This is a genomic window from Allorhizobium borbori, assembly GCF_014196535.1.
In the GTDB taxonomy this organism is placed as follows: Bacteria; Pseudomonadota; Alphaproteobacteria; order Rhizobiales; family Rhizobiaceae; genus Ectorhizobium; species Ectorhizobium borbori.
Map to the genome: position 1 here is coordinate 186,368 of NZ_JACIDU010000006.1, position 23,061 is coordinate 209,428.

Consider the following 23,061-nt stretch of genomic DNA (forward strand, 5'->3'; position numbering starts at 1 on the left):
TTGTTGATGAACGAACGTGCTTTCCCATCGTTTCCAGAGGCGATGCATCGGCGGCAGGCGCTCGGGGAAATCCACGCGCGCCCCTATGTGCTGATCCAGCCCGAACGGGTGATCCTGCAATTCGCCTTCCTGCGCGAAGGGGACGGCGATCATGCGCTGGTTTCGGATCTGTCACGGGCAAGGGGAACCGCGGCACCGGCGGAGGGCGCAAGCCTGCATCAGATGCGCTGGGGCGCGGGCACGCTGCGCTGGGAGCGGCACACGGAATTTTCCACCTATCTGTGGGAAGGCCCGGCAGCGGAGGAATTCGGCGCACCGCTCCACGGGCACCCGTTTGGCAGTGGCTTTGCGCCGCCGGGGCCGCTGATTTCTGCCGTCCGGCTTGAGGTTCGCAGCGATGAATCGGCTCTTCAGGCGGCGTTGAAGCAGTTCGATCTGACGAGCCTTTGCCGCTCGTCCGTGAAGGACGGTCAGGCCGAAATCGCCACCGACTTCCAGCAGGACGGCGATGGACTGACGCGGATGCTGCTGATCGACAGGGGGCTGACGACGGCTGCCGTCAGCGCGCTCGCCCAGCGCCTTCTTGATATCGAGACCTATCGCACGCTCGCCATGCTCGGCCTGCCGCTGGCGCAGTCCCTCTCATCCGAGGTGCGGTCCATCGAAAACAGTCTGGCGGACATTACCCAGCGCATGAAGGCGCCCGCACGCGGAGACGACGACCAGTTGCTCGGCCAGATTTCCGCGCTTGCCGCCGAACTGGAGGCGAGTGCGGCCCTCAGCCTCTATCGGTTCGGCGCCAGCCGCGCCTATCACGAGATCGTGCTGGAGCGCATCCGTAACCTCGCCGAAACCAGCATGATGGGCTATGAAACGCTCGGCTCGTTTCTGGAACGGCGCCTCAGCCCGGCGATGCGCACCTGCAAGTCGGTTGAGGAACGTCAGGAAAACCTGTCGCGCAAGCTGTCACGCGCCACCATCCAGCTACGCACCTGGGTCGATCTGGAACTGGAACGGCAGAACGGTGAATTGCTGGCGTCGATGGACCGGCGCGCGAAGATGCAGCTTCGGTTGCAGCAGACGGTGGAAGGGCTGTCGGTTGCGGCTCTTTCCTATTACATCGTCGGGCTGATCGGCTATCTCGCCAAGGCGGGGGAGCATGTCGACAGCACCGTCGATCCCGTCATGGTGACGGGCATCGCCGTTCCCTTCGTCGTGCTGGCGGTGTGGACCGGGGTGCGCGCCATCCGCCGCGGGCACTCCGATTGACGGTTCAGGAACCGCCCTCGAGGAAGGTACTTTCGAGGATTTCGCCTGTCGGCAGATCGGAATGGGCAATGCGCCCACTGCGGGCCAAGCCGCCTTCGGTCAGGAGTCGGATCAGGGTGGCGGCATAGCCGGCGGCGACGCGGGTCAGCGCATTGAACCGCCCGGCCTGGAAACTGGGTGCGAGACGGTGGAAAGCGGAGCGCTCGATGGTCCGTCCGTCAGTTTCTCCGCGTGCGGTGACGAAGAACATCACCATATCGTCCCCCACCACCGGCAGCCCGTTGCACAGCAACGATTTCAGCATGTCGCGGCGTTTACGCAGGTTGAGATCATCCAGCAGGAAGCGCATGTAATCGAGATGGCCGGGATGGCGGATGGTCTTGAAGGTGAGGTTGCGGATCGGTACGCCGCAATTGGCAAAATCCTCGGTCATGCCACCGGAGGTCACGAAGGCTTCGTAGGCCGCGCCATCAATGGACAGAGCTTCATGGCCTTCCAGCGGTTCAACCGCCACCGGCTTGCCATCCCTAAGGGCGGCACTCGGCAGGAGATATTCGTCAAACAGCCCGTCCATGTTCCAAATACGGCCATAGCCCAGCCGGTTGACGGCGTGGCGGGGAATGGCCCCGACCCGTATCGTCAGGTCTTCGATGCTTGAAAATTGCCGGACAAGGCCGGTTGCGATGGTCTCGACCAGACCGGGAGACGCGCCGCATCCGGTGAGAACCGCCCGTTTTTCGCCAAGTGGGTGAAGGACCGCCAGCGTTTCGGCGGCGGGGCGGGAGAAATCGAGGTAGTGGGTGCCTGTTTCCGCGGCCAGCCGCGCGATTTGCAACACAGCGCGATCGGGCACCGCCGCCACGATCATGTCGTGGCCGGTGGCCATGGCTTTCATATCGTCCGGCAAATGGCCGGCGCGGAAGCGGGCATCGATGCCGAGGCCGCGGGCCGTATCCAGCGCCTCGTCGGTGCTGTCGGCCAGCGTCACGGAAAGGTCCGGCAGGGTGGCAAGCGCCCCGGCGAGCGCAGTGCCGACATTGCCCGCCCCGAAGATGATGACCCGCATTGGCGCCATGAGCGTTCCCCTTAACCGTGGAACCGCGAAACGAAGCCCCTGAGGCGTTCGTTGGCGGGGTTGCGAATGATCTCCTCCGGCGAACCGGTGGCGGCGATCACGCCTTGATCGAGAAAGAGAACGCGGCTCGAGACGTCGGCGGCAAAGGCCATCTCGTGGGTGACGATGGCCATGGTCATGCCCTTTTCGGCAAGGCCACGAATGACGGCCAGCACTTCGCCGACCAGTTCAGGGTCGAGCGCCGAGGTTACCTCGTCGAGCAGCAGCACTTCCGGCTGCATGGCCAGTGCACGGGCAATGGCGACGCGCTGCTTCTGGCCGCCGGAGAGGTGGTTGGGGTAATCGTTGCGCTTGGCTGCAAGCCCCACCTGCCCCAGCAGGTCGAGCGCCAGTTCCTCTGCCTCTTTCTTCGGACGCTTCAGCACCGTGATCGGGCCTTCGATAACGTTCTGCAACACGGTCTTGTGCGGGAACAGGTTGAAGTGCTGGAACACCATGCCGACATGGCGGCGCAGCGTGCCGTAGCCGATCTCCTCGCCCTTGTCGCGAAAGGCATCGCCCACCGTCTTCTGACGAAAGCGGATCGTGCCATCGGTCGGCACTTCCATGTGGTTGAGACAGCGGATGAAGGTGGATTTGCCGGAGCCGGACGGGCCGATCAGGGCAACGACTTCACCACGGGCCAGCGAAAGGTCGAGGCCTTTCAGCACTTCATGGTTGCCATAGCTCTTGCGCAGCGCAACGGCTTCGATGATCGGGGCTTCCGCCGTGGTACGGTTTTCGTGAATGGTCATGATATCTCTCCTCAATCACTGACCCGCAGGCGCTTTTCGATCCAGTCCGCGGCCTGGGTGATGGGCAGCAGCATGACGATGTAGAGCAGGGCCATCACGGTGTAGGATTCGAGCGGTCGGTAGGTCTGGCCGTTGACGACGGCGGCCATGTAGGCGAGGTCGGCGACGGAGATGACGGAGACCAGCGAGGTATTCTTGAACTGGATCACCGACTGGTTGATGAAGGATGGCAGCATGCGTTTCAGCGCCTGCGGCAGGATGATGCGCGTCATGGATTGCCACGGGCTCATGCCGATGGCGGCCGCCGCTTCCCGCTGACCCTTGTCGATGGAAACGATGCCGCCGCGGAAGATTTCCGCATAGAAGGCACCGACATAGAGCGACAGCGTCAACATGGCAGCGAGGCGGTTGTCGATGGAGCCGCCGACCAGCAACGGGAAGGCATAGTAGAACCACAAAAGCTGGACCAGAAGCGGCGTACAGCGGAAGAGTTCCTGATAGCAGCGGGCGAATATATCGAGCACCTTCCAGCCGGAAAGGCGGGCGGCACAGGTGATGAACCCGATGATGACGCCGAAGAAGATGGAACCCACCGTGTAGACGAGGCTGATCCACAGTCCCCACAGGAAGAGGTCGTAATATTGCCAGACGGAGTGGAAATCCCAGTTATAGGTCATCGCAGCTTCCCTTCCTGTCCGGCATGCGGTTGTCGTGTGTCATGGCGTTCCGGTGGGGACGCGCCTCGGCTGGCGATGGGGCGTTCATGGCTTTTCCCTCTGGCTCTTCCGGTTTCGGCTTCTCCCTGCCGCATCCGGTTCCTGTCTGGCTGAAAGCATCCCGCCACGATCGCGGCGGGATGCCTGCGTCTCTTATCGCATTTCCCGCAGCGCTGCGGCGGTCTGGCCGAAACGGCTGAGAACACCGGCAAGGCGATCCCGCGTCTGGCCGGAAACCGGCACCATCGGCAGGCGCATTTCCGGGCCGGCGAGGTTGGAAAGAGCGAGCGCCGCCTTCACCGGGCCGGGATTGCTTTCGATGAACATGCTGTCGGTGAGTTCGGCGATTGCCTCGTGCAGGGCAAGTGCCTTCGCAAGATCGCCATCATGCCAGGCCTTGACCATCGCCACCATTTCGCGGGGTGCGACGTTGGAAACGACGGAGGTGACACCGACGGCGCCGAGCGACAGGAAGGGCAGCGTCAGTCCGTCATCGCCGGAATGGACGATCAGCCGGTCGCCACAAGCGGCGCGCAGCCGGGTGACGCGGGCGGCATCGCCACCGGCTTCCTTGATGGCGACGATATTGCCGCAGCGTTCCATCAGCGCCGCGCAGGTTTCCGGCGCGATTTCCACGCCGCAGCGGCCGGGCACGGAATAAAGCACGATGGGCAGCGAAACGGCTTCGGCGATAGCGGTGTAATGGGCAATGAGGCCGGCCTGCGACGGCTTGTTGTAATAGGGGGTCACGACTAGCAGCGCATCCGCGCCGGCGGCTTCGGCTCGCTTGGCCTTCTCCACCGCCTTGTGCGTGTCGTTGGCGCCCGCACCCGCCAGAATGAGGGCGCGGCCGGCGGCAAGCTTTGCGGTGCGCGCAATCAGCGCTTCGGCTTCCTCGTCCGAAAGCGTGGCGGCCTCGCCGGTGGTGCCGACGGGAACGAGACCGGCGACGCCGGCCTCGATCTGGCGTTCCACCAGCGCGTCATAGGCTTCGAAATCGACGGCGCCGTCCTGGAAGGGGGTGATGAGCGCCGTGAAAACGCCTTTGAAACGGTCTGCAAGAGTATCCATTGTGCTTCCTTTATCGGGTCAAACTGTCGGCAAGGCTGTAGCGCCCCGGGGGAGGGGCTTGCGTGACCAGCCATTGCGCGGCGGCGATGGCGCCCTCGGCATAGGCCGCGAGCGTATGAACGGTGAAATGGAAGGCCGCTTCGGCAGAGCCGAGATTGAAGCGGACTTCGTTGATGCCGACCGTGTCGCCCTCGCGGTTGACGGCAATCGGCGTTTCGGGGGCGGCAAAGCCCATGGCGAGGCTGCGGACCGCTGCGATTTCGCTCGCCAGCATTTTCGAGGTGCCCGAAGGATCGGCTTTCTTGCGGGCGTAATAGGTTTCGATGACCTGTGGTTCGGCCCCCGGCATTTTGGAGGCAAAGCCAAGCGCGGTCTGCTTGAACGCTTCGAAACCATGGGCGAAATTGGCGCTGACGAGCAACGGCCGCGCAGAAGCATGAGCGGTCAGCGCCGCGTCATCGGCGACGGTGAAGCCGGTCGTGCCGATGACGACGGGAAGCCGCTGGTCGCCCAGCAAATCCTGAAAGGCGAGCGAGGCAGCGGGTGTCGAGAAGTCGATCATCACATCGCAATGGCTGCGGATCGTCTTTTCTGCCGGACGGTATTCCAGCGCACCGGCCACCGGCTTGCCGATGAGCGGCGAGCCGGGCGACACGAGCGCCGCCGCCAGCTCCAGCCCCGGACTGGCGAGTATCGCCTCGATCAACCGGGTTCCGACCCGCCCCGAAGCACCGATAATGCCGATACGCATGGAACGCTCCTTAATCGATGACGACCTTGGTTTCCGACATTTCCCGAAGCGTGATGCGCACGCCCTCGCGGCCAAGGCCGCTCTTCTTGACCCCGCCGAAGGGTACGTGCTCGGCGCGGAAATCCGGCCCTTCATTGATCATCACGCCGCCGACGATGAGGTCGCGCGAGAACTGGCGGATGAGCGCATGGTCATTGGTGAAGACACCGGCCTGAAGCCCGTAGACCCCGGCATTGACTTCCGCGATGGCCGCCGCTGCATCCGTGAAGGAGCGGATAGCGATGATCGGGCCGAAGGTTTCGTCGGCAATCACCGGCGCATCGGCGGCGATACCGGCAATCACGGTGGGGGTAAACAGAGTGTCGTGGCGGGTGCCACCGGTCAGAAGTTTCGCGCCGTTCATGGAAAGCGTGGCGTTGACGCGCTCCTCGACCATCTTGGCCGCCAGGCCATCGATGACGGGTCCCATGTCGGTGTCCTCAAGAGCGGGATCACCGAACTCCACCGCATCGACGGCGGCAAGCAGCTTTTCGGTAAAGGCCTTTTCGATGTCCTTGTGGAGATAAAGCTTCTTCACGGCGGCGCAGCTCTGGCCCGCAATCTCGAAACGGTGACCGATGGCGGTGGCGACGGCCTTGTCCAGATCGGCATCGGGCAGCACGAAGAGCGGATCGTTGCCGCCGAGTTCCATCAGGCAGCGCACGAGACCGGAGGCGTTCTTGAGGGCGAGCCCGGCTGCCGGGCCGCCGGTGAAGGACAGAAGATCGATGGGGCCGCGCGCCAGCGCCAGAGCGGCATCGGCGCCACCGTGGACGACCTGGAAGAGATGGCGCGGCCAGCCTGCCTTTTCGGCCAGTTCGGCCAGCCGTGCGGCGGCCAGCGGTGCTTTCGGCGAGGGTTTGGCGACGACGGCGTTCCCGGCGGCAATCGCCGGCCCGAGCTTGTGGCAAAGCAGGTTCAGCGGATAGTTGAAGGGCGTGATGGCGCCGACGACACCGACCGGCTCGTAGGTGATGGTCGCGAGCCGGTCGGCACCGCCTTCCACGATGCCGCAATGCAGGGCTTCCCCATCGAGAAAGGTCGCGGCGTCGCCGGAAAGCTTCAGCGTGTTCTGCGCGCGGCGCACCTCGTTGCGGGCCTCGCGGATGGTCTTGCCCATTTCGGAAGAAATGATGCGGGCAAGATTATCGGCATCGCCTGCGATTTCGGCGACCAACGCATTGAGAAGGGCGCGGCGCGTGGCTGGCATCGAGCGGCGAAAGGCGGCCTGCGCGCTTTTTGCGCGGGTAATGGCCGTGACGATTTCGGCGGGCGTGGCGGTGGCGACCTCACCGACCGGCTGACCGTTGAAGGGGTTGTGGACCGTAAAGCCCGTAGAGGCGGTGGCGACCGCGTTGAGAATGCTCATGACCGGACCTCGTGATCGTTGGTCGTTTCATTGGAAGCGGCACCGATGAGCGCCGCAATGGAGACGGGACGAACCGGCCAGCGCTGGCCGGTCAGATCCCGCAGGGTGGGTGCCGGCACATCCGGCCTCAGCGCCGCCATGAGCGCTGCCGTGTTGGCGGCGCAGAAACGGCCCTGGCAGCTTCCCATCGCGAAGCGGCCGTTATGCTTGACCTCGCGGCCTGAAAGGCCGTCCTTGACAGTCAGCAGCGCTTTGAGATCGCCCACCGTGCGGCCTTCGCAGCGGCAGAGCGTGCAATCATCCGGCAGGGCCGACAGCGGCGGCAGGGGCAGAGCCGGCGCGAAAATGTGCGCGAGAAGCCTCTGTGCGGCGACCTGCCTGTCGATCCGGCGCTCGAAACGGGTGAGTGCGGCCTTGTTGCCACGAAGAAGGCTTGCCGCTTCCGAACCCGCCCGTTCGCCATCCGCAACGGCGGCGAAGACACCGAGCGCCTGCCGGCAATCGCCGGCCTTGAGGATGATGGGCTTGCCGTTGTTTCGGGCGGCGGGAAGGCCAATATCGTTTTCGCGAATGCCGTCATGCAGCGCGATGCGGTCCGCGGCCACGATTTCCGTGCGGCCATCGGCGTGGAGGATGGTTGCCTCCAACGCATCGTCTCTGGCGGTGATGCCGGTCAGGCAGGCGCCGCGTTTCCATGGTATGCCGGAGCGCAAGACATCGAGCGTATAGCCCGTGGCTTCACGCAGAAGAGTGGTGTGGGCAAGAAGGCCGAAGGCGGCGACCGGATGCGCGAGCGGATTGCCGGCCTCTACGATCATCAACGGCGGATTTCCGGCGCGGATCATCTGTGCGGCAAGCGCGATCAGCAACGGGCCGTTACCGGCGAGCAGGATGCGGCCTTTTGGCGGAGTGCTGGTTTCCTTCAGCATGACCTGCAGGCCGCCGGCGGTGGAAACGCCGGGCAGATCCCAGCCGGGAACCGGCCGGATCTTTTCGACGGCACCGGTTGCGAGGATCACCGCATCCGCCTTCAGCGCCGCGACCGTGCCGTCTGTCCGGCTTTCGGTCAGCATGCAGCCGTCGCCATCAATGCCGAGGAACGTGGTGGACACCCGCAGCCGGACGAGCGGTGTGGCGATGCCCTGCATCAGCCGTTCGAAACGGTGGCGGGCCGCGGTGGAAACGGAAACCGGTTTCGCAGAGCCCACGGGCTGGCGGTGGATCGCACCGCCGAGCGTTGCGCGCTGTTCGAGAAGGGTTGAGGCGATGCCGGCCTTTGCCAGCGTGCCGGCAGCAGAAAGACCCGCCGGGCCGCCGCCGATGATGATGACCTCAGCCATGCGTGCCTCCGGCATTGGTGACCTGAAGACCGGCGCTGGCCGGTGTCAGGCAGGATTCGGTAAGGCGGCCATCGACCTGCACCAGGCAACCCTGACAGGCCCCGATGCCGCAGAAATAGCGGGTGTCGCGCCCGGCCATATCCGGGCCGAAGTTCATGATGCCAGCCGCCGTCAGTGCGGCGGCAATGCTTTCGCCGGCCGTGAAGGCAATCGGCTGACCCTGCCACAAGAAGGTGTTGTCGCTCATGCCGCCACCTCGCAGGCTGAGAAACGGGAAGGTGTGAAGGGCGAGAGGTCGAGCGTGGGCTGTTCCCCACAGACGAGGGCAGCAATTGCCTGACCCATGACCGGACCGAGACAGATACCATCGCCTTCGAAACCGGCAGCGACGAAAAGGTTGTCGTGCACGGGCCAGCGACCGACCAGCGGCAGGCTGTCGACGACGGCGGTGCGGACACCGGCAAAGGCGCGCAGCAACCGCACGTCGGCAAGGCCCGGAACCAGCGCCACGGCATCGGCCAGAATGTGCTTCACCGCGTCGAAATCATTGGTCTGGCGGGCGTCGCTATCCTCGCGGGTGCCACCGATCAGGAACTGGCCGGTCACGAGCGGATCGACCACCAGACCGTAACCGCGCCCGGAGGCGGGGCCGCCTTTCTGGCTGCCCTTGGAGAGAAGGTAGCGGCCCGACATGATGGAACCGGGCATGGAGGCGTTCAGCGCTGGTGCGCGTTCGGTCACGAGAAGTTGGCCCTTGCGCGGCTTCATCACACCATCGAGCCTAAGCAGCGAGGCAGCGCCATTACCGGCGGCGATCACCACGGCATCGGCGCGGAACTCACCCTTGTCGGTCGCGATGCCGGCGATCCGGCCGTTGGCGGCTTCGATCAGATGCTTGGCGGCCACTCCGCGCCGGACGGTGACGCCGGAGGTGGACAGCAACCGGTTGACGATGCGATAGCCGATGGCATGGCCGTCGCCCTTCACCTCTGCCCCCATGCGGGCGGAAGGCGAAAGGGCGGGGAAACGCTGCGCCAAGGCTGTGCGCCCCAGCGTTTCGACGGTGACACCTTCGCCCGAAAGGGCTGCGCCGTGAGCTTCAAGCACGGTGCATTCCTCATCCGAGGCGGCAATGATGAAGGTGGAGCGCGGCGTGAACAGGTCTGCGAGTACACCTTCGGCCAGAAGCTGGCGATAAAGTGCAACACCCGAAAGTGCGGCAACCATCATCGGGCCGGGCCGCTTGCTGGCGACGGACACCGCGCCATCGGCGGCGCCTGTCGCTGCTGCTGCCGGACCTTCGCGATCGATGATCGTGACATCGACACCGCGCCGGGCGAGGAAGAAGGCGGTTGCCGCTCCGACGATGCCGCAACCGGCAATCAATACGGAGCTGGGGAGTTCTGTTCGGGTCACGGGCGGAACCAGGCTGTTTGCGTTGTGGCTCCGATATTGACGGCGGGGGGCGGTCGACGTCGATACAAGATCACGGCCTTGCGTTTGCACGAAATTTGTATCGAGATATCGGCTCAAGCGGCGCGATGATCCGCCTGACTGTCGGATGCGCTGCAAAACAGCCACCCGTCTTTTTTACTCGTCGCCCCGCCCATCCGGATCGAAACCATGTCAAAAATCAGCCTGACCCTTATCCAGACCTTCTATCAGGTCGCTCGCCACGGCTCATTTTCGGGGGCCGCGCGGGAACTGAACCTTTCCTACCAGTCGGCGGCCAACCATGTGCGGCGGCTGGAACAACTGCTGAAGGGCAAGCTGATCGATTCCGAGCAGGGGGCCAAACGCATCGCGCTGACGCCGCGCGGGCGGGCGCTCTACAATCTGCTGCATCCGGAACTCGACATCATGCTGGAACGGTTGACCAAGCTGATCGAGAACCAGCGTTCGTCGCTTCGCGTCGGCATGCCGCAGGCGATTTTCTTTTACCTGTTTCCGCGCGTTCTCAAGCGCTTCCGCGAACAGTTTCCCGATATGGAATTCTCCGTTTATGAGCGCGATACGGTGCTCGCCGAACTCGTGAAGAACGGTTCGCTCGACGTGTGTATTTCCGAACGGTACTTCGGCGATCCCGTCGTGCCGCAGCGCCTGCTCGGTTCATATAGGCTAAGTCTCGTCTATCCCCGGGAATGGGGGGCGGCGCCGGACCCCAAGGACATCGCCCGCTGGGCGGAGGACAAGCCTTTCATCACCTATGAACCCGGCCAGACGCTTCGCAATCTGGCGCTTGATTTTCTTGAGCGTGGCGGGGCCTCCGTGCAGCCGGTCATTTCCACATCCGGCAGCTCCAGCGTCAAGCGCTGTGTGGAGGAAGGTCTCGGCTTTTCGATCATTCCCTCGTGGTGCGTTTCACCGGAGGATGTGACGATCGAGACCGTGCCGATTACCGGCCTGCCGGAAGTGCGCGTCTATTTCGGCAATGCCGGCTTCCTGCAGAAACACCCGAACGTGCAGCAGCTTTTCGAGGACTGTCGGCGCGAACTGGTCGGCACGGTGCTGGAGCCGCCGCGCGGGGAGGAGCCGCTGGCCTGATCGTTCACAGCCAGATGCGGCGCACATACAAAAAATGCCATAAGCGGGCTTGTGTCTCTAGCATTGTCCCGAACCAATTGTCCGATACGCTTTCCTCAACGCCTTTTGCCAGCATTCAACCCTTGAGGGGGAGCCGGGCCGGGGCGCTCAAGAAGTTTTGGGGAACATGGAGACCGCACATGAACTTGTTCAAGAAAATCTGTGGCGCTGCCGCCGTCGCGCTTTCACTGGTCGCGGGGGCAGCCCAGGCCGGAACGATCGATGAAATCCGCCAGCGCGGCGTGCTTCGCATTCCGGGCATTCTCAACGAAGTGCCCTATTTCAACAAGGACCCGCGCACCGGCGAGTGGAAGGGCTTCGTCATCGATATGGCGAACGACATAGCCAAGACGCTGGACGTGAAGCTGGAAGTGGTGGAATCGAGCTGGGCCAACGCCATTCTCGATGTGCAGAGCGGCAAGGTGGACCTGGCCTTCGCCGTGACGGCGACGCCCGCCCGTGCTCTTTCGGTGAATTTTTCGTCGCCGACCTATTACAACAGCTTCGTTATCGTTTCCGCCAAGGATGAGCTGACGGGCAAGACCTGGTCCGAACTGAACGACGCCAAGTACACCTTCGCCGTGGACATGGGCTCGTCGCAGGATCTGATGACGCAGCAATATCTGCCCAAGGCCAACATTCTCCGCTTCAAGACCCGCGATGAAGCCATCGTGGCCGCCACGACCGGCAAGGCCGACGGTCTCGTCTCGACCATGCTGAACGGGCTCGTGATATCCAAGAAGGCGCCGACCATCGGCAAGCTGAAGGTGCCGACCCCTGTGCTGGCGGCTCCCTCCGTCATCGCCATCAACTATAACGCGGATCAGGTGTTCAAGGGCTTCATTTCCGGCTGGGCCGATTACAACCGCCGCATCGGCAACAACCAGACCTGGATCGTCAACAGCCTCGAGCCGCAGGGCATCAAGCTGGAAGACATTCCCGAAGGTTTCGGCTTCGGCGGCTGATCCAGCCCTTTTGCAGAGGTGCATGCAAGGCCCCGGTGCAAACCGGGGCCTTTGGGCTGTCAACCCGCCGGGCTGCTGTTTTCCGGCCGTGCCGCCAGTGCATTGTCGTAAAGGGCGCAGAAGCGTGAGGCGACATCGAGGGCAATCGATGCGACGAGGGGCGACAGGCGAGATGACGGATTTTCCAGATAGATGGCGAAATAGTCGGTCGACGGAAAGGCCGGCTTCACATTGAGCACACGTAGCGTGCCGGCCCGCAGTTCGTTCTGGATAACGATCGGGGGCAGGACCGAGATACCGACGCCGGCGGCGATCATGCTGACCGTTGTCGCCAGCGAGTTGGAGTAATGCACCACGGTTTCATCGAAGCTGTTGGGGGGCAGATAGTCGATCATGCGGCGATGGTTATGCGCGCCCGCTTCATAGGAAATGATCGGGAACTGCAGGATATCCTGCCTCGTCATGACCTCATCGCCGGGATCGATCTCGCCATTGGCGATCCAGAACATGCCGAAGGTGCAAAGCATCATCACGCGCAGGTTTTCGCGCGGCTGGCCAGGAAAGCCGAGTACGACATCCAGTTCGCGGCTTTCCAGCTTGTCCAGCAGCACGGTCGACGAATCCGTGGTGATGGCAACCCGCACTCTGGGAAACTTCCGCTTCAGAACCTCCATGATGCCCGGCAGAAGCGTCAGCGCCATGCTGGGCAGAAGGCCGATCTTCACCGCGCCTTCAATGGCGGTGGTGGGGCTGACCGACGTGACAAGCCGGCCATAGCGCGCCACGATATCGCGGGCACCTTCCACGAAGGCGACGCCTTCCTGTGTCAAGCGCACTTCACGCGTGTCTCGTTCGAAAAGCTTGACGCCGAGTTCCTGTTCCATGGCGGCGATGCGATTTGAAATTGCCGCGGGCGTCATGTTCATGCGTTCCGCCGTGACCCGGAAGTTCTTCAGCTCTGAAAGCCAGATCATCGTCTCGAGAAAGCGGATATTCATGGTCTGGCTGCTCCTGCGAAGGGTGGGCCACGTCTCTTTTCAGGCTTGCCCCCTGTCGATGTTACGAGCAACTTGACGGTTGCCGCAAGCTCGGGCCGGAGCGCCTTGCGTTCCGGCCCGGTCGCGTCAGGCCGGCCCCAGCTTTGCCAGCACCTTGGCGCTGGCACCGGAAAGGTCGCCGAGCTTTTCGACGCGGTCGCGCACGCTCGCTTCCCGTTGCTTGCCACGCTCCTGCATGCCCAGCGCCTTTTCGGCCACCGCGCGAACCTCGTTGCGGGGAACGACGAGAACTCCGCTTTCGTCGGCCAGGATGGCGTCGCCCGGCATGACCACCGCCCCGCCGCAACTGACGGGAATGTTCATGCCACCACCGAGATCGTAGATACGCGTGGTAATGGGCGAAAGGCCGCGCGACCACATCGGAAAGTCCGAATCGATGATCTCGGTAAGATCGGTGCACGGGCCGTCGACAATGCCGGCCGTCGCCCCCGACGCCTTCACGGCGACCGTGACGCCACCACCCCAGCAGGCATATTTGTCATCGCCGAGGCGATCGATGACGAGAATGTCGCCGGGACGCAAGAGGCCCGCTGCATGGTGCAGCAGCGTGGAATCCGGCCCCGCAATCGCGAGCGTGACCGCCGTGCCGACGACGCGGCGGCCGGGCAGGAGCGGCTGAATGGCGCGGTTCATGAAGCCCATCAGCCGCCAGTGGCCGACGGTTGCCGTCTCCACGCCGGAAAGGAGGTCGAGGTCTTCCGCCGGAACCTGTTCCGGCATCGCGTTGATCGTATACATCAGCGTTCTCCTCAGCCGCAGGCGATACGGCGATGCTGTGTCATGGGGATGAGGGTGCGCACGCGGGCGATCTGCCTGGTGTCGATCGTGGCGGTGACATAACCGACGCCGTCCGAGGCGCGCGCAATGGTGTGGCCCCAGGGGTCGCAAACCAGCGAATGGCCGTAGCAGGCACGCTTTTCACCGTTCACCGTCACGGCTCCGGTCTGGCCGCAGGCAACGAAATAGGTCTGGGTTTCGATAGCGCGGGCGCGAGCCAGCACTTCCCAATGGTCCTTGCCGGTCTGGAGCGTGAAGGCCGCCGGCAGCACGATGACATCGCAACCGGCCTTTTCGAGCTGAAGGAACAGTTCGAAGAAACGGATGTCATAGCAGATGGCGCAGCCGACCTTCAGGCCGTCGAGTTCGTAGGTGACGATATCCTCACCCGGCTTGACGGTGGCGGATTCCTTGTAGGCCGTGCCGTCCGGCGCGACGATGTCGAACATGTGGATCTTGCGGTAGGCCGCGACTTCCACGCCCTCGCGGTTGAAGACGAAGGAGGTGTTGTAGATGCGATTTTCGCCTTCGACCTTTTCCATGATCGTGCCGGCATGGACGAAGACCTTGTGTTCGCGGGCGAAATCCTGCGCCAGCCGATAGGCTGCGCCGCCGGCGGGTTCCGCCATGGCAAGCTTCTCCTCGGTCGAGGTGCCGTAGACCTCGAAATATTCCGGAAGAACGATCAGGTCCGGCTGGTCCGCCTTGTAGGCGTCTTCCATCAGGGCGCGGACCTCGGCGAGGTTCTTGTCGCGGTCCTGCTGCGGATTGGTCTGAATCAGACTGATTTTCATCGTTTTCTCCTTGGTCGTCAGGCGACGATGTTTTCCTGCTTGAGTGCGTTGATGGTGGACATGATGCCGGCGCGCAGCGTCATGGTCTGGGTGGCGACGACGAGAAGGGCGGCGCCTTCGTCCAGCGCGAAGGTGCGCTCGGCAGGCGTCCAGGCGGGCATGACCCATTCCTTGCCAGCATCGCGCGCTGCCTTGGCAATGCGTCTGAGGTCGGCACGGTCCTCGTCAGTGAAGGCATAGGCGCCGCGACCACGGGCAAGGGCGAGATCGGAGGGGCCGGGAAACAGGCCGTCGACGGTATCGAGCGCGATGATCTTCTCGACATCGGCGAGGCTCTCCGCCGTTTCGATCATTGCGTAGCACTTGGTGCGGGCATTCTCTGCCGCGAAGGTTTCGCTGGAAGGGCGCGCATAGCCGAACACGCGGCCGCCGGCATAGGAACGCACACCGGTGAGCGGGTACTTTGCCGCTTTCGTCACCGCACGGGCGTGTTCGACGCCGAGAACATGCGGCACGACGACACCATCGGAACCGAAATCAAGCGCCTGCTGGATCGACTCCGCGTTGGGGGCGATGATCTTGGTGATGACAGGCATGCCCAGCGCCTTGGTGAAGGCCAGAAACTGGTCGAGCGTGGAGAGATCGAAGGTGCCGTGTTCCAGCTCCAGAACCAGCGATTTTACGCCGCACGATCTGGCAATCTCCAGATAGCCGTAATGCGGCTGCGACATCCACAATGCGATGTTATCCATTTCAGTCGTTACTCCGTTAAGGCGGGCTCACTTGCCGATCGTTTTTGAAAGGCCAAGCGTGCGTTCGATGATGAAGATGATGAGAAGGGTCGCAGCGATGAGGCAGACGGAGATCGAGGCCGTCATCGGGTCGGTTCGGCTTTCGACATAGTCGAAGATCTCCACCGGCAGGGTCGTCATGCGTGGACCGGTGATGAAGAGGGAAATGACCACCTCATCGAACGAGATGAGGAAGGAAAGGGCGGCGCTTGCAACGAAACCCGGCATCAGGAGCGGCAGGGTGATGCGGCGGAAAACGGTGAAGGGCGAGGCGCCCAGCATGGTTGCCGCTTCCTCGACCGAGGGCGGCAGCGTCGAAAAGGCCGTTGTCATGATGCGGATGACGTAGGGCGTCGTGACGATGAGATGCGCTGCAACCAGTCCGGTGAACGTGCCGAGCAGCCTTGCCTGCACGAAGACGAGCAGAATGGCGAGGCCGAGCACGATGGAAGGTAAAAGCAGCGGCGCGGTAAAGAGGCTCATCGCTGCGTCGCGGCCCGGAAAGCTGTAGCGACGGATGGCGTAGGCTGCCGGCAGGCCCGCTGCCAGACCGAGAACCGTGACGGTTGAGGCAATGCCGAGGCTGATCTGAAAAGCCTCCATCAGTTTCTGGTGGCCGAACATCGCTGTGTACCAGCGCACGCCCCAGCTTTGCGGCGGAAACGTCAGGTAGCTGTCGTTCGAAAAGGACAGCGGCAGGACGATCAGCATCGGGCCCAGCAGGAAGAGATAGATGCACAGGACGAGAATGCGGAACGGAATGGTGATCTTGCCGATCATGGGACGCTCCCTTTCACTCGAAACGACGGACGACGCGCGAATAGAATGCGAGCGCCAGACCGAAGATGACGAGAACGATGACGGACGTTGCGGCGGCCTTGGGCCATTCAAGCTGGATGACGGCCTGGTCGTAGATTTCGGTCGCCAGCAGGAAGACGCGGCCGCCACCGAGCAGTTTCGGGGTGATGAAGGACGAGATCGACAGCACGAAGCACAGCAGGCAGCCCAGTGCGACACCGGGAAGTGTCAGCGGAAAGACGACGCGGCGAAAGCGGGTCCAGGCATTGGCGCCAAGCGAGGCGGCAGCTTCCTCCAGATTGACGTCGAGACGGCCGAAGCCGGCGATCAGCGACAGCGCCATGTAGGGGATGAGCACTTCCACAAGCCCGATCGTCACGCCCATCCAGTTGTTGACGAGGCGCAGCGGCGAGGAAATCAGCCCGCTCGACATCAGCAGGCCGTTGACGAAGCCCTGCTCGCCGAGGATCACCATCCAGCCATAGGTTCTGACGACGCTGGATACGAGCAGCGGCGAAACGGTGACGACGAAAAGAACATTGCGCCAGCGTGGCGAGACCCGATGCAGGAAGAGCGCGATGGGGTAGGCGCAGCACAGGGTGATGAAGGTGACTGACAACGACAGGAACAGCGAGTTGCCGATGAGATCCAGGCTGAAACGATCGGTCAGGAAGCCGATATAGCTTTCCGTGGAGTAGTTGCCGGTCAAAACGCCGCCGCTGCGGCTTTCCATGAAGGAAATCTGGCCGAGGCGCAGGACCGGAAGCACGAAGGCGACGAGGTTGATGATCGCCATCGGCACGAGCAGCACGAGGGCGATAAGCGGGAAGCGCCGCTGGCCGGCGCGCTGCGAAAGGGCGTCGACGGTCTGGTTCATTGGCCGCCTCCGGCGAAGACCAGCATGTCCTGCGGCTTCCACTCGCACAGCACTTTTTCCCCGGCCGCAAAGGCATGGCCGCCACTGGCGGTGTGGACTTCCGCCTTCAGCACATGCGTGCCAGTGTCGATATCGTACTGCACGACGTCGCCGATATAGGTCACGCGCAGCACGCGGCCGTGCACGCTGTTGGTCATGACGCTGACGAGGGTGCGGTCTCGGTTTGGCGTCACGTGCACCCGGTGCGGGCGGATGACGATGGTTGCCTTGCCGTTGCGCGCGCCGTGGGTATCGCATTTGTAGACGCCATCGCCGAAGCGGACGGTATCGACATCCTCGATTTTGCCTTCCAGCGCATTGGCGCGGCCGACGAAATCGGCCACGAACAGGTTCGCAGGCCTCTCGTAAATGTCTTCCGGTGAGCCGAGCTGGGCAAGCTTGCCGCCGGACATGACGCCGACACAGTCGCACATCGTCAGCGCCTCGACCTGGTCGTGGGTGACGAAAACCGTAGTGATCGACAGACGCTGCTGGATCTCGCGTATTTCGACGCGCATCTCGTCGCGCAGCTTGGCATCGAGGTTGGAGAGCGGTTCATCCAGCAGGAGAATGCGTGGGCGAATGACCAGCGCGCGGGCGAGTGATACGCGCTGCTGCTGGCCGCCTGACATTTCCTTCGGTTTGCGGGTGCCATAACCGGGAAGGCGCACCATTTCGAGGGCTTCTTCCACCCGTGTGGCGATTTCGGATTTCGCAACGCCGCGCATTTCCAGGCCGAATGCGACGTTTTCAGCGACGGTCATGTGCGGAAAGAGGGCGTAATTCTGGAAAACGAGGCCGATGTCGCGCTTGTGCGGCGGCTTCTGGGCGATGTCGTCACCGCCGACCTTGATCTGGCCGCCGCTGACGGACAGCAGACCGGCGATCATGCGCAGCGTCGTCGTCTTGCCGCAGCCGGATGGGCCGAGAAGGCCAAGAAGCTTGCCGCGCGGCAGATCGAGATGAAGATTATCGACCGCGGTGTAGGTGCCATATTGTTTCGTGATGCCTTCCAGCTTGAGAAAGGCCGGTTCGCTGTCGCCGGGGCGCGCATCACCGTTCGCGGACGCGCCGCGTCGTTCCACCATCTGCATGGGTCAATCCTGTCGTGGGAAACCGTGGGGAGAAAAGGGGAGCGGCCCTCTGTTGCTGGCCGCCCCCAGTCAAGCCGCGCGGGGATCAGCGGCTGGCAGGAATGATCTGGCGTCGCCAGGGCTGAAGAATGCTCTCGCGCATATCGCCGATGCTCATCCAGTCGACGGCGATCAGCTTTTCGCGCTGGACCGGGTCCATCAGCGGAATGCGTGCCTTCGTCGCATCATCGACGGCGGTCTTGGTGTTGGTGGGCGCGTAGAACATCGCCTTGGCGAAGGCTGCCTGTGCCTCCGGGCTCAGCACGTAGTTGACGAAGGCAAGTGTAGCCTCCGGTTCAGGCGCCTTGGCAATGGCGCTGATGACGTTGATCTGGGAGGCGGTGCCTTCGACCGGGCCGAGCGACTGCAGGCGTCCTTCGGTCTGGTCGAGATAATATTGTGACCGGGCGTTGTAGCCGATCGACAGGTTGACGGTGCCGTTGGCCACAAGCGTGTATGCATCCGGCTTGGGCTCCCAAGTCTGCACGGAAGGCGCAAGCTTGACCAGTTTTTCCACGCCGGGTTCAATGGTTTTCTTGTAATCATCCTCGCCTGCAAGGCGGTTGGCGATGACCGTCAGAAGAATGGCCTGAATGTCGCCGCCACCCTGGGCAGGGATGGTCACCTTGCCCTTCTGTGCCGGATCCCAAAGTGCTTCCCAGCTTGTCGGAGGCTTCGGGAAAGCGTCGCGGTTATAGATCAGCGTCAAGGTGTCGTAGGTCAGCGGAATGGCCGCGCCAGCGAGTTCCTTGCCGATATCGGCGATATCCGCGTAAGGCGTGACCTTGGCAAGATCGAGGTCTGCCACCAGCCCTTCTTCCTTGGCGATCTTGGCCACCGAAAGATCGAAGATCACGGCATTGGCCTGCGGCGCATCCTTCTGGGCGCGCATGTTGCCAAGAGAGGTCGCCGCGTTCTGCACGCCGAAATAGTTCACCTTGATGTCGGGATGTTGCGCCATGAATGGCTGGATCACGGCCTTGACGTAGTTTTCTTCGAAGGCGCCACGATAGCCCATCACGGTGATTTCGGCTGCGCCCGCAGGTGCCGTAGCCGTGATTGCAGACAGAAGTCCAACCGTCGCCAATGCTTTCAAATGACTGCTTTTCATCGCTGTTTCCCTTGCTTTGCCTGTGTGGCCGTTCTTGTTGCGGCAACGATAGGGGCGAGGAAACCGGAGGGTCCAACGGGGAATTCTTTGCGATTGTTTGAAAAAACTTTCCGATGGCGCTGCGGAAGGCGCAGGCCGCCGCGCTGACAAAGCTTTTCCAGGCCGCGCTGTAAACGAGGGGGACGGGATTAGGCGGAAATTTCATTATATAAAAAATCGGAATTCGTTGATTTGTATTGTGAGATTGAATTTGACGATCGGCCGCTTTCTCTGCCAATCATGATGCTGCGACGGTAAGTCGCCGGCACATCCTCACCATTGTTACCGGGAGCCACATTCGCTCGTTTGTGGAGCGATCGCGGCGGCCGGCTCCATCGCTCCGAAGCCGAGGCTTCGCGACTTCCGGTATCAGGGTGCCCGTGCGGCCCGCAGGGAGAGGGCCATAGGTCCACTCCACGCTTGAAGAAGGAAATCACGTTATGACCAATCAGAAAACCGTCCTTATTTCAGGCGGCAATCGCGGCATCGGTGCCGCAGCGGGTCGGGCTTTCATGGAAGCCGGCTGGAACGTATCGCTCGGTATGCGCAATCCGGTTCTGCCGGACTGGGCCAATCCGGAAACGGTTGACGTTCACGCCTATGACGCGCTGGATGCGGCCTCGCCGCAGGTCTGGGCCGCCGACGTTCTCACCCGGTTCGGGCGCATCGACGCCGTCGTTGCCAATGCGGGCATCATGGTGCGCAAGACCGCCATCGACGCCACCGATGAGGAGTTCGAATCGTTGATGAACGTCAACGTGAACGGCCCGCGCCGGCTGGTGAAAGCCTGCTGGGAACCGCTCGTCGCCAGTGGTTCCGGCCGGGTGGTGATCGTCGCCTCGCTGTCGGGCAAGCGTGTCAAATCGGCTATCTCCGGGGCCTATTCCGTCTCGAAGTTTGCGGCGCTCGGTCTTTCGCACGCCATTCGTCAGGCTGGATTTGACAAGGGCGTGCGGGCAACTGCGGTCTGCCCCGGCTTCGTGGCGACGGATATGGGGGTGCCGCTGGCAACGGCGACGCCGGTCGATGCGCTGACGCAGCCCGAGGACATTGCGAGCTCGATCGTCCATGTCGTGAGCCTGCCGAACCGCGCCAGCGTTTCCGAGTTCTGGGTCAACTGCCTGCTAGACGATTCCTACTGACCGAGAATTCCGCCTATCTCTTCCTTGAGCAGGGCGGCATATTGCTCGATCACGCCGGGGGCAAGCTTGGCGCAGAGCAGGGTGAAGCCCAGCGATGCGGTCGGCCTGTTGTCCTCGGTCAGGATCGGCATGGCGACGCCGGCGATGCCGGGGATCAATTCCCCGATGTCGACGGCATAGCCCCGCTCCCGCGTATCGGTAATCAGGCGACGGACCTTTGCCGCTGTCAGGTCGCGATAGGCGGAGTAACGCTCGAGATTGGCGCGGATGATGAAATCCTGTTCGTCTTCATCGAGATAGGCGAGCATCGAGATCGAACCTGGCCCGACACCCAGCGGCACAGAGCCGCCAATCGATCCGGTAAGCGTCGGCACCACACATTCCCCGTCGCGCCGGTCCAGGCAGACAGAATCGTGATTGAAACGCGCCAGGAGATGGATCGTGTCGCCGGTCTTTCGACGAATGCGTGTCAGCACCATTTCGCAGCGACTGATGAGCCCGGGGCCACGGGCTGCCCGCGCGCCGTAAATCGCCATGCGAGCCCCCAGCCGATAGCACTTCTTCTTGTCGTCACGCGCCAGAAGCTTGTGGCCCACCAGCGTGTTGAGAATACGGTGACAGGTTGCCGTGTTGAGGCCGGAAAGGGACGCGAGCTGTTTTAGCGTAACGCCTTCGGCTTCACCATCTGCAACGAGGTCGAGAAGAATGACGGCGCGGTCGAGTAACTGTGCCCCGCCGGAGGGGGAAATCGTGATTTCTGACATTAAATACCATATTATGAAAAATAGAAGGTGGATAACTTGTATAATGAGAAAAATGCGGCATCAATGGCGAAAATTGGATCGGACAAGATTACTGCAAAAATTTTAGCCGTTCCAGTTCATGCATCCGCGAAAAGCCCACGGCTGAAGCGGCGCTGCTTCTTGCAACGCGCCAACGGCGCACTGTGTTCTGGGGAACAAAATGACAAAAATCAAAAAAATCGGCACCTGCATTGTGGCTATCGCCGCCTTTGCCGGCTCAACATCCATGGCTTCTGCCGGGACGCTCGAAGATGTTAAGGCTCGCGGCAAGCTGGTCGTCGGCGTTAAGAATGACTATGCGCCTTACGGCATGCTGAATGACAAGGGGCAGATCGTCGGCTTCGAGGTTTCGCTAGCGAAATACGTTGCAAAGGAGCTTCTGGGCTCGGAAGACAAGATCGAACTGGTGCCGGTGGTTGCCGCAAACCGTATCGAATTCCTGACGGCTGGCCGTATCGACGCCATCTTCGCAACGCTCGGCGTCACCGAAGACCGCAAAAAGGTCATCGACTTCACCACAGAGTATGTCTCCGCTGCCGGTCCTTCGGTCCTGATGGCCAAGGACGCGACGATTTCCAAGTGGGAAGAGCTGAAGGGTAAGCCGGTCTGCGGCATCCAGGGCTCCTACTACAATAAGAAGATGACCGAGGAATTCGGGATCAATCTCGTGGCCTTCAAGACTCAGCCCGAGGCCTATCGCGCGCTTAAGGATAATCGTTGCATCGGCTTTGTCTTTGACGACATGACCCTGCAGCAGAAGATCAAGGAAGCTGACTGGACCGGTTACAAGGTCGCCGTCGCGCCCTACGAGTTCCTTCCCATGGCTGGTGGTCTACGCAAGGGCGACGCTGAGTTCCAGGTCGCTGTTGACGCCGCCATCACCAAGGCCGAAGCCGAAGGCAAGCTGATCGAGTGGGAAGCCGAATTCGGCATGCCGCATTCGCAGTACATTGCGGACCGCGCCAAGGCCGCTGCTGCGAAGAAGAACTGAAATTTCGGGAGTGTGGCCATTGTTCGGTCTTGATTACTCCTGGCTGGCGGACTCGGCCTACCAGCAATGGCTGCTTATGGGTGTGCTCAACACCTTGAAGCTGGCAGCGATCTCGTCGATCGCTGCCATGCTCATCGGCATGCTTGGCGCTCTTGGTCTGACACTGCGCCTTTTTTGGCTCGACGCTTTGATCGAGCTGTTTGTCGAAGTCTTCCGCAACACACCGCCACTGTTGCAGATGCTGTTTGCCTACTTCACACTGTCGACGCTTGGCCTGAAGGTCACCGATCCGTCCACAGGACTTTCGGTGCCGCTCCTCAGTGCCTTTGCCTGCGCGTCGATCGCGCTCAGCCTGTTCGGCGGCGCGCTCGCGATCGAGGCCTTCCGCTCTGGCATCGATACCATGCCGCGCTCAATCATCGAGGCGGCCCGTTCATTGGGGTATGGTCGCTGGGCAAGATTCTGGCGCATTGAGGCACCTATTGCCGCCCGCATCTGCCTGCCCAGTCTCACCAACATCTTGACAAACCTGTTCAAGACGACCTCGCAGGCTTCTGTCATTACCGTTCCGGAGCTGATGTACTACGCCGGGCAGATTTATAACGACACATTTCGCACGCTGGAAGTCATGCTTCTCGTGCTCGTCATCTATGTTGCGCTGGTTTCCATCCTGACCTTTGCAATGGCGCGGCTGGAAGCTTTTATGGCTTTTCCCGGCTACGGGAAGGGGCACTGA

Annotated in this window: 24 protein-coding genes; 6 read left to right on the top strand and 18 right to left on the bottom strand. The window is 62.3% G+C overall.

Features of this window, described 5'->3' with window-relative positions:
- Positions 1-6 precede the first annotated feature (6 nt).
- Positions 7-1,269: a DUF3422 family protein gene (locus GGQ66_RS09380; protein WP_183791754.1), complete on the top strand. Its 1,263-nt coding sequence runs from the start codon at positions 7-9 to the stop codon at positions 1,267-1,269.
- 4 nt (positions 1,270-1,273) lie between these two features.
- Here GGQ66_RS09380 and GGQ66_RS09385 read toward each other — a convergent pair whose 3' ends face one another.
- The 9 genes from GGQ66_RS09385 to GGQ66_RS09425 all read right to left on the bottom strand — a co-directional run bounded on the left by GGQ66_RS09385 (position 1,274) and on the right by GGQ66_RS09425 (position 9,840).
- Entirely contained in the window at positions 1,274-2,344 is a 1,071-nt protein-coding gene (locus tag GGQ66_RS09385; protein WP_183791757.1) for a saccharopine dehydrogenase family protein, read from the bottom strand.
- Between the two features lie 11 nt (positions 2,345-2,355).
- The gene (locus GGQ66_RS09390) at positions 2,356-3,138 is read right to left on the bottom strand and encodes an amino acid ABC transporter ATP-binding protein (RefSeq protein ID WP_183791759.1); all 783 of its coding nucleotides are present in this window, start codon (positions 3,136-3,138) and stop codon (positions 2,356-2,358) included.
- Between the two features lie 11 nt (positions 3,139-3,149).
- Positions 3,150-3,815: an amino acid ABC transporter permease gene (locus GGQ66_RS09395; RefSeq protein WP_183791761.1), complete on the bottom strand. Its 666-nt coding sequence runs from the start codon at positions 3,813-3,815 to the stop codon at positions 3,150-3,152.
- Between the two features lie 192 nt (positions 3,816-4,007).
- Positions 4,008-4,925, bottom strand: a complete 918-nt coding sequence (gene dapA / locus GGQ66_RS09400; RefSeq protein WP_183791763.1) for a 4-hydroxy-tetrahydrodipicolinate synthase — start codon at positions 4,923-4,925, stop codon at positions 4,008-4,010.
- Between the two features lie 10 nt (positions 4,926-4,935).
- A complete protein-coding gene (locus GGQ66_RS09405) occupies positions 4,936-5,676 on the bottom strand; it encodes a 4-hydroxy-tetrahydrodipicolinate reductase (RefSeq protein ID WP_183791765.1) in 741 nt (246 codons plus the stop codon).
- Positions 5,677-5,686: 10 nt separating this feature from the next.
- Positions 5,687-7,084: an aldehyde dehydrogenase family protein gene (locus GGQ66_RS09410; protein WP_183791767.1), complete on the bottom strand. Its 1,398-nt coding sequence runs from the start codon at positions 7,082-7,084 to the stop codon at positions 5,687-5,689.
- A complete protein-coding gene (locus tag GGQ66_RS09415; protein ID WP_183791769.1) occupies positions 7,081-8,424 on the bottom strand; it encodes an FAD-dependent oxidoreductase in 1,344 nt (447 codons plus the stop codon). Before GGQ66_RS09415 ends, GGQ66_RS09410 begins: the two co-directional genes overlap by 4 nt.
- Positions 8,417-8,671, bottom strand: a complete 255-nt coding sequence (locus GGQ66_RS09420; protein ID WP_183791771.1) for a 2Fe-2S iron-sulfur cluster-binding protein — start codon at positions 8,669-8,671, stop codon at positions 8,417-8,419. The genes GGQ66_RS09415 and GGQ66_RS09420 overlap by 8 nt, the downstream gene beginning before the upstream one ends.
- Positions 8,668-9,840, bottom strand: coding sequence for an NAD(P)/FAD-dependent oxidoreductase (locus GGQ66_RS09425; RefSeq protein ID WP_370686320.1), 1,173 nt, complete (start codon positions 9,838-9,840; stop codon positions 8,668-8,670). The genes GGQ66_RS09420 and GGQ66_RS09425 overlap by 4 nt, the downstream gene beginning before the upstream one ends.
- A gap of 207 nt (positions 9,841-10,047) precedes the next feature.
- Here GGQ66_RS09425 and GGQ66_RS09430 point away from each other — a divergent pair, with 207 nt between their 5' ends.
- Positions 10,048-10,968 (top strand): LysR family transcriptional regulator, encoded by a 921-nt coding sequence (locus tag GGQ66_RS09430; protein WP_183791773.1) that lies wholly within the window; start codon positions 10,048-10,050, stop codon positions 10,966-10,968.
- A 179-nt stretch (positions 10,969-11,147) separates the two neighbouring features.
- Positions 11,148-11,972 carry a transporter substrate-binding domain-containing protein gene (locus GGQ66_RS09435; RefSeq protein WP_183791775.1) on the top strand — a complete coding sequence of 275 codons (825 nt, stop codon included), beginning with the start codon at positions 11,148-11,150 and terminating at the stop codon, positions 11,970-11,972.
- A 59-nt stretch (positions 11,973-12,031) separates the two neighbouring features.
- On the opposite strand, the gene GGQ66_RS09440 is transcribed toward GGQ66_RS09435, so the two are convergent.
- The 8 genes from GGQ66_RS09440 to GGQ66_RS09475 form a co-directional block, all read right to left on the bottom strand.
- Positions 12,032-12,970, bottom strand: a complete 939-nt coding sequence (locus GGQ66_RS09440; RefSeq protein WP_183791777.1) for a LysR family transcriptional regulator — start codon at positions 12,968-12,970, stop codon at positions 12,032-12,034.
- A 126-nt stretch (positions 12,971-13,096) separates the two neighbouring features.
- Entirely contained in the window at positions 13,097-13,768 is a 672-nt protein-coding gene (locus tag GGQ66_RS09445; RefSeq protein ID WP_183791779.1) for an RraA family protein, read from the bottom strand.
- Between the two features lie 11 nt (positions 13,769-13,779).
- Positions 13,780-14,601, bottom strand: coding sequence for a carbon-nitrogen hydrolase family protein (locus GGQ66_RS09450; protein ID WP_183791781.1), 822 nt, complete (start codon positions 14,599-14,601; stop codon positions 13,780-13,782).
- A gap of 17 nt (positions 14,602-14,618) precedes the next feature.
- Positions 14,619-15,353 carry an HpcH/HpaI aldolase family protein gene (locus GGQ66_RS09455; RefSeq protein WP_183791783.1) on the bottom strand — a complete coding sequence of 245 codons (735 nt, stop codon included), beginning with the start codon at positions 15,351-15,353 and terminating at the stop codon, positions 14,619-14,621.
- Positions 15,354-15,380: 27 nt separating this feature from the next.
- Positions 15,381-16,172 (bottom strand): ABC transporter permease, encoded by a 792-nt coding sequence (locus tag GGQ66_RS09460; RefSeq protein ID WP_183791785.1) that lies wholly within the window; start codon positions 16,170-16,172, stop codon positions 15,381-15,383.
- A 13-nt stretch (positions 16,173-16,185) separates the two neighbouring features.
- Positions 16,186-17,067, bottom strand: a complete 882-nt coding sequence (locus GGQ66_RS09465) for an ABC transporter permease (RefSeq protein WP_183791787.1) — start codon at positions 17,065-17,067, stop codon at positions 16,186-16,188.
- Complete coding sequence (locus GGQ66_RS09470; protein WP_237358853.1) at positions 17,064-18,200, bottom strand: ABC transporter ATP-binding protein; 1,137 nt, start codon at positions 18,198-18,200, stop codon at positions 17,064-17,066. Before GGQ66_RS09470 ends, GGQ66_RS09465 begins: the two co-directional genes overlap by 4 nt.
- Before the next feature lie 85 nt (positions 18,201-18,285).
- Positions 18,286-19,350 (bottom strand): extracellular solute-binding protein, encoded by a 1,065-nt coding sequence (locus tag GGQ66_RS09475; protein WP_183791790.1) that lies wholly within the window; start codon positions 19,348-19,350, stop codon positions 18,286-18,288.
- Between the two features lie 479 nt (positions 19,351-19,829).
- Here GGQ66_RS09475 and GGQ66_RS09480 point away from each other — a divergent pair, with 479 nt between their 5' ends.
- A complete protein-coding gene (locus GGQ66_RS09480; protein ID WP_183791792.1) occupies positions 19,830-20,531 on the top strand; it encodes an SDR family NAD(P)-dependent oxidoreductase in 702 nt (233 codons plus the stop codon).
- Here the strand turns inward: GGQ66_RS09480 and GGQ66_RS09485 are convergent.
- Entirely contained in the window at positions 20,525-21,295 is a 771-nt protein-coding gene (locus GGQ66_RS09485) for an IclR family transcriptional regulator (RefSeq protein WP_183791794.1), read from the bottom strand. The two genes, GGQ66_RS09480 and GGQ66_RS09485, sit on opposite strands and share 7 nt — an antisense overlap.
- A 199-nt stretch (positions 21,296-21,494) precedes the next feature.
- Here GGQ66_RS09485 and GGQ66_RS09490 point away from each other — a divergent pair, with 199 nt between their 5' ends.
- Together GGQ66_RS09490 and GGQ66_RS09495 are read left to right on the top strand one after the other, a co-directional pair.
- On the top strand, positions 21,495-22,325 hold the full coding sequence (locus GGQ66_RS09490; RefSeq protein WP_183791796.1) for a transporter substrate-binding domain-containing protein: 831 nt from the start codon (positions 21,495-21,497) through the stop codon (positions 22,323-22,325).
- Between the two features lie 10 nt (positions 22,326-22,335).
- Complete coding sequence (locus GGQ66_RS09495) at positions 22,336-23,061, top strand: amino acid ABC transporter permease (protein ID WP_370686321.1); 726 nt, start codon at positions 22,336-22,338, stop codon at positions 23,059-23,061.

Coding starts and splice junctions, on each gene's coding strand:
- dapA (WP_183791763.1), bottom strand. CDS start 4,925: ATGGATACTCTTGCAGACCGTTTCAAAGGCGTTTTCACGGCGCTCATC.
- GGQ66_RS09480 (WP_183791792.1), top strand. CDS start 19,830: ATGACCAATCAGAAAACCGTCCTTATTTCAGGCGGCAATCGCGGCATC.
- GGQ66_RS09460 (WP_183791785.1), bottom strand. CDS start 16,172: ATGATCGGCAAGATCACCATTCCGTTCCGCATTCTCGTCCTGTGCATC.
- GGQ66_RS09395 (WP_183791761.1), bottom strand. CDS start 3,815: ATGACCTATAACTGGGATTTCCACTCCGTCTGGCAATATTACGACCTC.
- GGQ66_RS09390 (WP_183791759.1), bottom strand. CDS start 3,138: ATGACCATTCACGAAAACCGTACCACGGCGGAAGCCCCGATCATCGAA.
- GGQ66_RS09380 (WP_183791754.1), top strand. CDS start 7: ATGAACGAACGTGCTTTCCCATCGTTTCCAGAGGCGATGCATCGGCGG.
- GGQ66_RS09465 (WP_183791787.1), bottom strand. CDS start 17,067: ATGAACCAGACCGTCGACGCCCTTTCGCAGCGCGCCGGCCAGCGGCGC.
- GGQ66_RS09470 (WP_237358853.1), bottom strand. CDS start 18,200: ATGCAGATGGTGGAACGACGCGGCGCGTCCGCGAACGGTGATGCGCGC.
- GGQ66_RS09420 (WP_183791771.1), bottom strand. CDS start 8,671: ATGAGCGACAACACCTTCTTGTGGCAGGGTCAGCCGATTGCCTTCACG.
- GGQ66_RS09455 (WP_183791783.1), bottom strand. CDS start 15,353: ATGGATAACATCGCATTGTGGATGTCGCAGCCGCATTACGGCTATCTG.
- GGQ66_RS09490 (WP_183791796.1), top strand. CDS start 21,495: ATGACAAAAATCAAAAAAATCGGCACCTGCATTGTGGCTATCGCCGCC.
- GGQ66_RS09430 (WP_183791773.1), top strand. CDS start 10,048: ATGTCAAAAATCAGCCTGACCCTTATCCAGACCTTCTATCAGGTCGCT.
- GGQ66_RS09445 (WP_183791779.1), bottom strand. CDS start 13,768: ATGTATACGATCAACGCGATGCCGGAACAGGTTCCGGCGGAAGACCTC.
- GGQ66_RS09435 (WP_183791775.1), top strand. CDS start 11,148: ATGAACTTGTTCAAGAAAATCTGTGGCGCTGCCGCCGTCGCGCTTTCA.
- GGQ66_RS09475 (WP_183791790.1), bottom strand. CDS start 19,350: ATGAAAAGCAGTCATTTGAAAGCATTGGCGACGGTTGGACTTCTGTCT.
- GGQ66_RS09485 (WP_183791794.1), bottom strand. CDS start 21,295: ATGTCAGAAATCACGATTTCCCCCTCCGGCGGGGCACAGTTACTCGAC.
- GGQ66_RS09405 (WP_183791765.1), bottom strand. CDS start 5,676: ATGCGTATCGGCATTATCGGTGCTTCGGGGCGGGTCGGAACCCGGTTG.
- GGQ66_RS09385 (WP_183791757.1), bottom strand. CDS start 2,344: ATGGCGCCAATGCGGGTCATCATCTTCGGGGCGGGCAATGTCGGCACT.
- GGQ66_RS09450 (WP_183791781.1), bottom strand. CDS start 14,601: ATGAAAATCAGTCTGATTCAGACCAATCCGCAGCAGGACCGCGACAAG.
- GGQ66_RS09440 (WP_183791777.1), bottom strand. CDS start 12,970: ATGAATATCCGCTTTCTCGAGACGATGATCTGGCTTTCAGAGCTGAAG.
- GGQ66_RS09410 (WP_183791767.1), bottom strand. CDS start 7,084: ATGAGCATTCTCAACGCGGTCGCCACCGCCTCTACGGGCTTTACGGTC.
- GGQ66_RS09415 (WP_183791769.1), bottom strand. CDS start 8,424: ATGGCTGAGGTCATCATCATCGGCGGCGGCCCGGCGGGTCTTTCTGCT.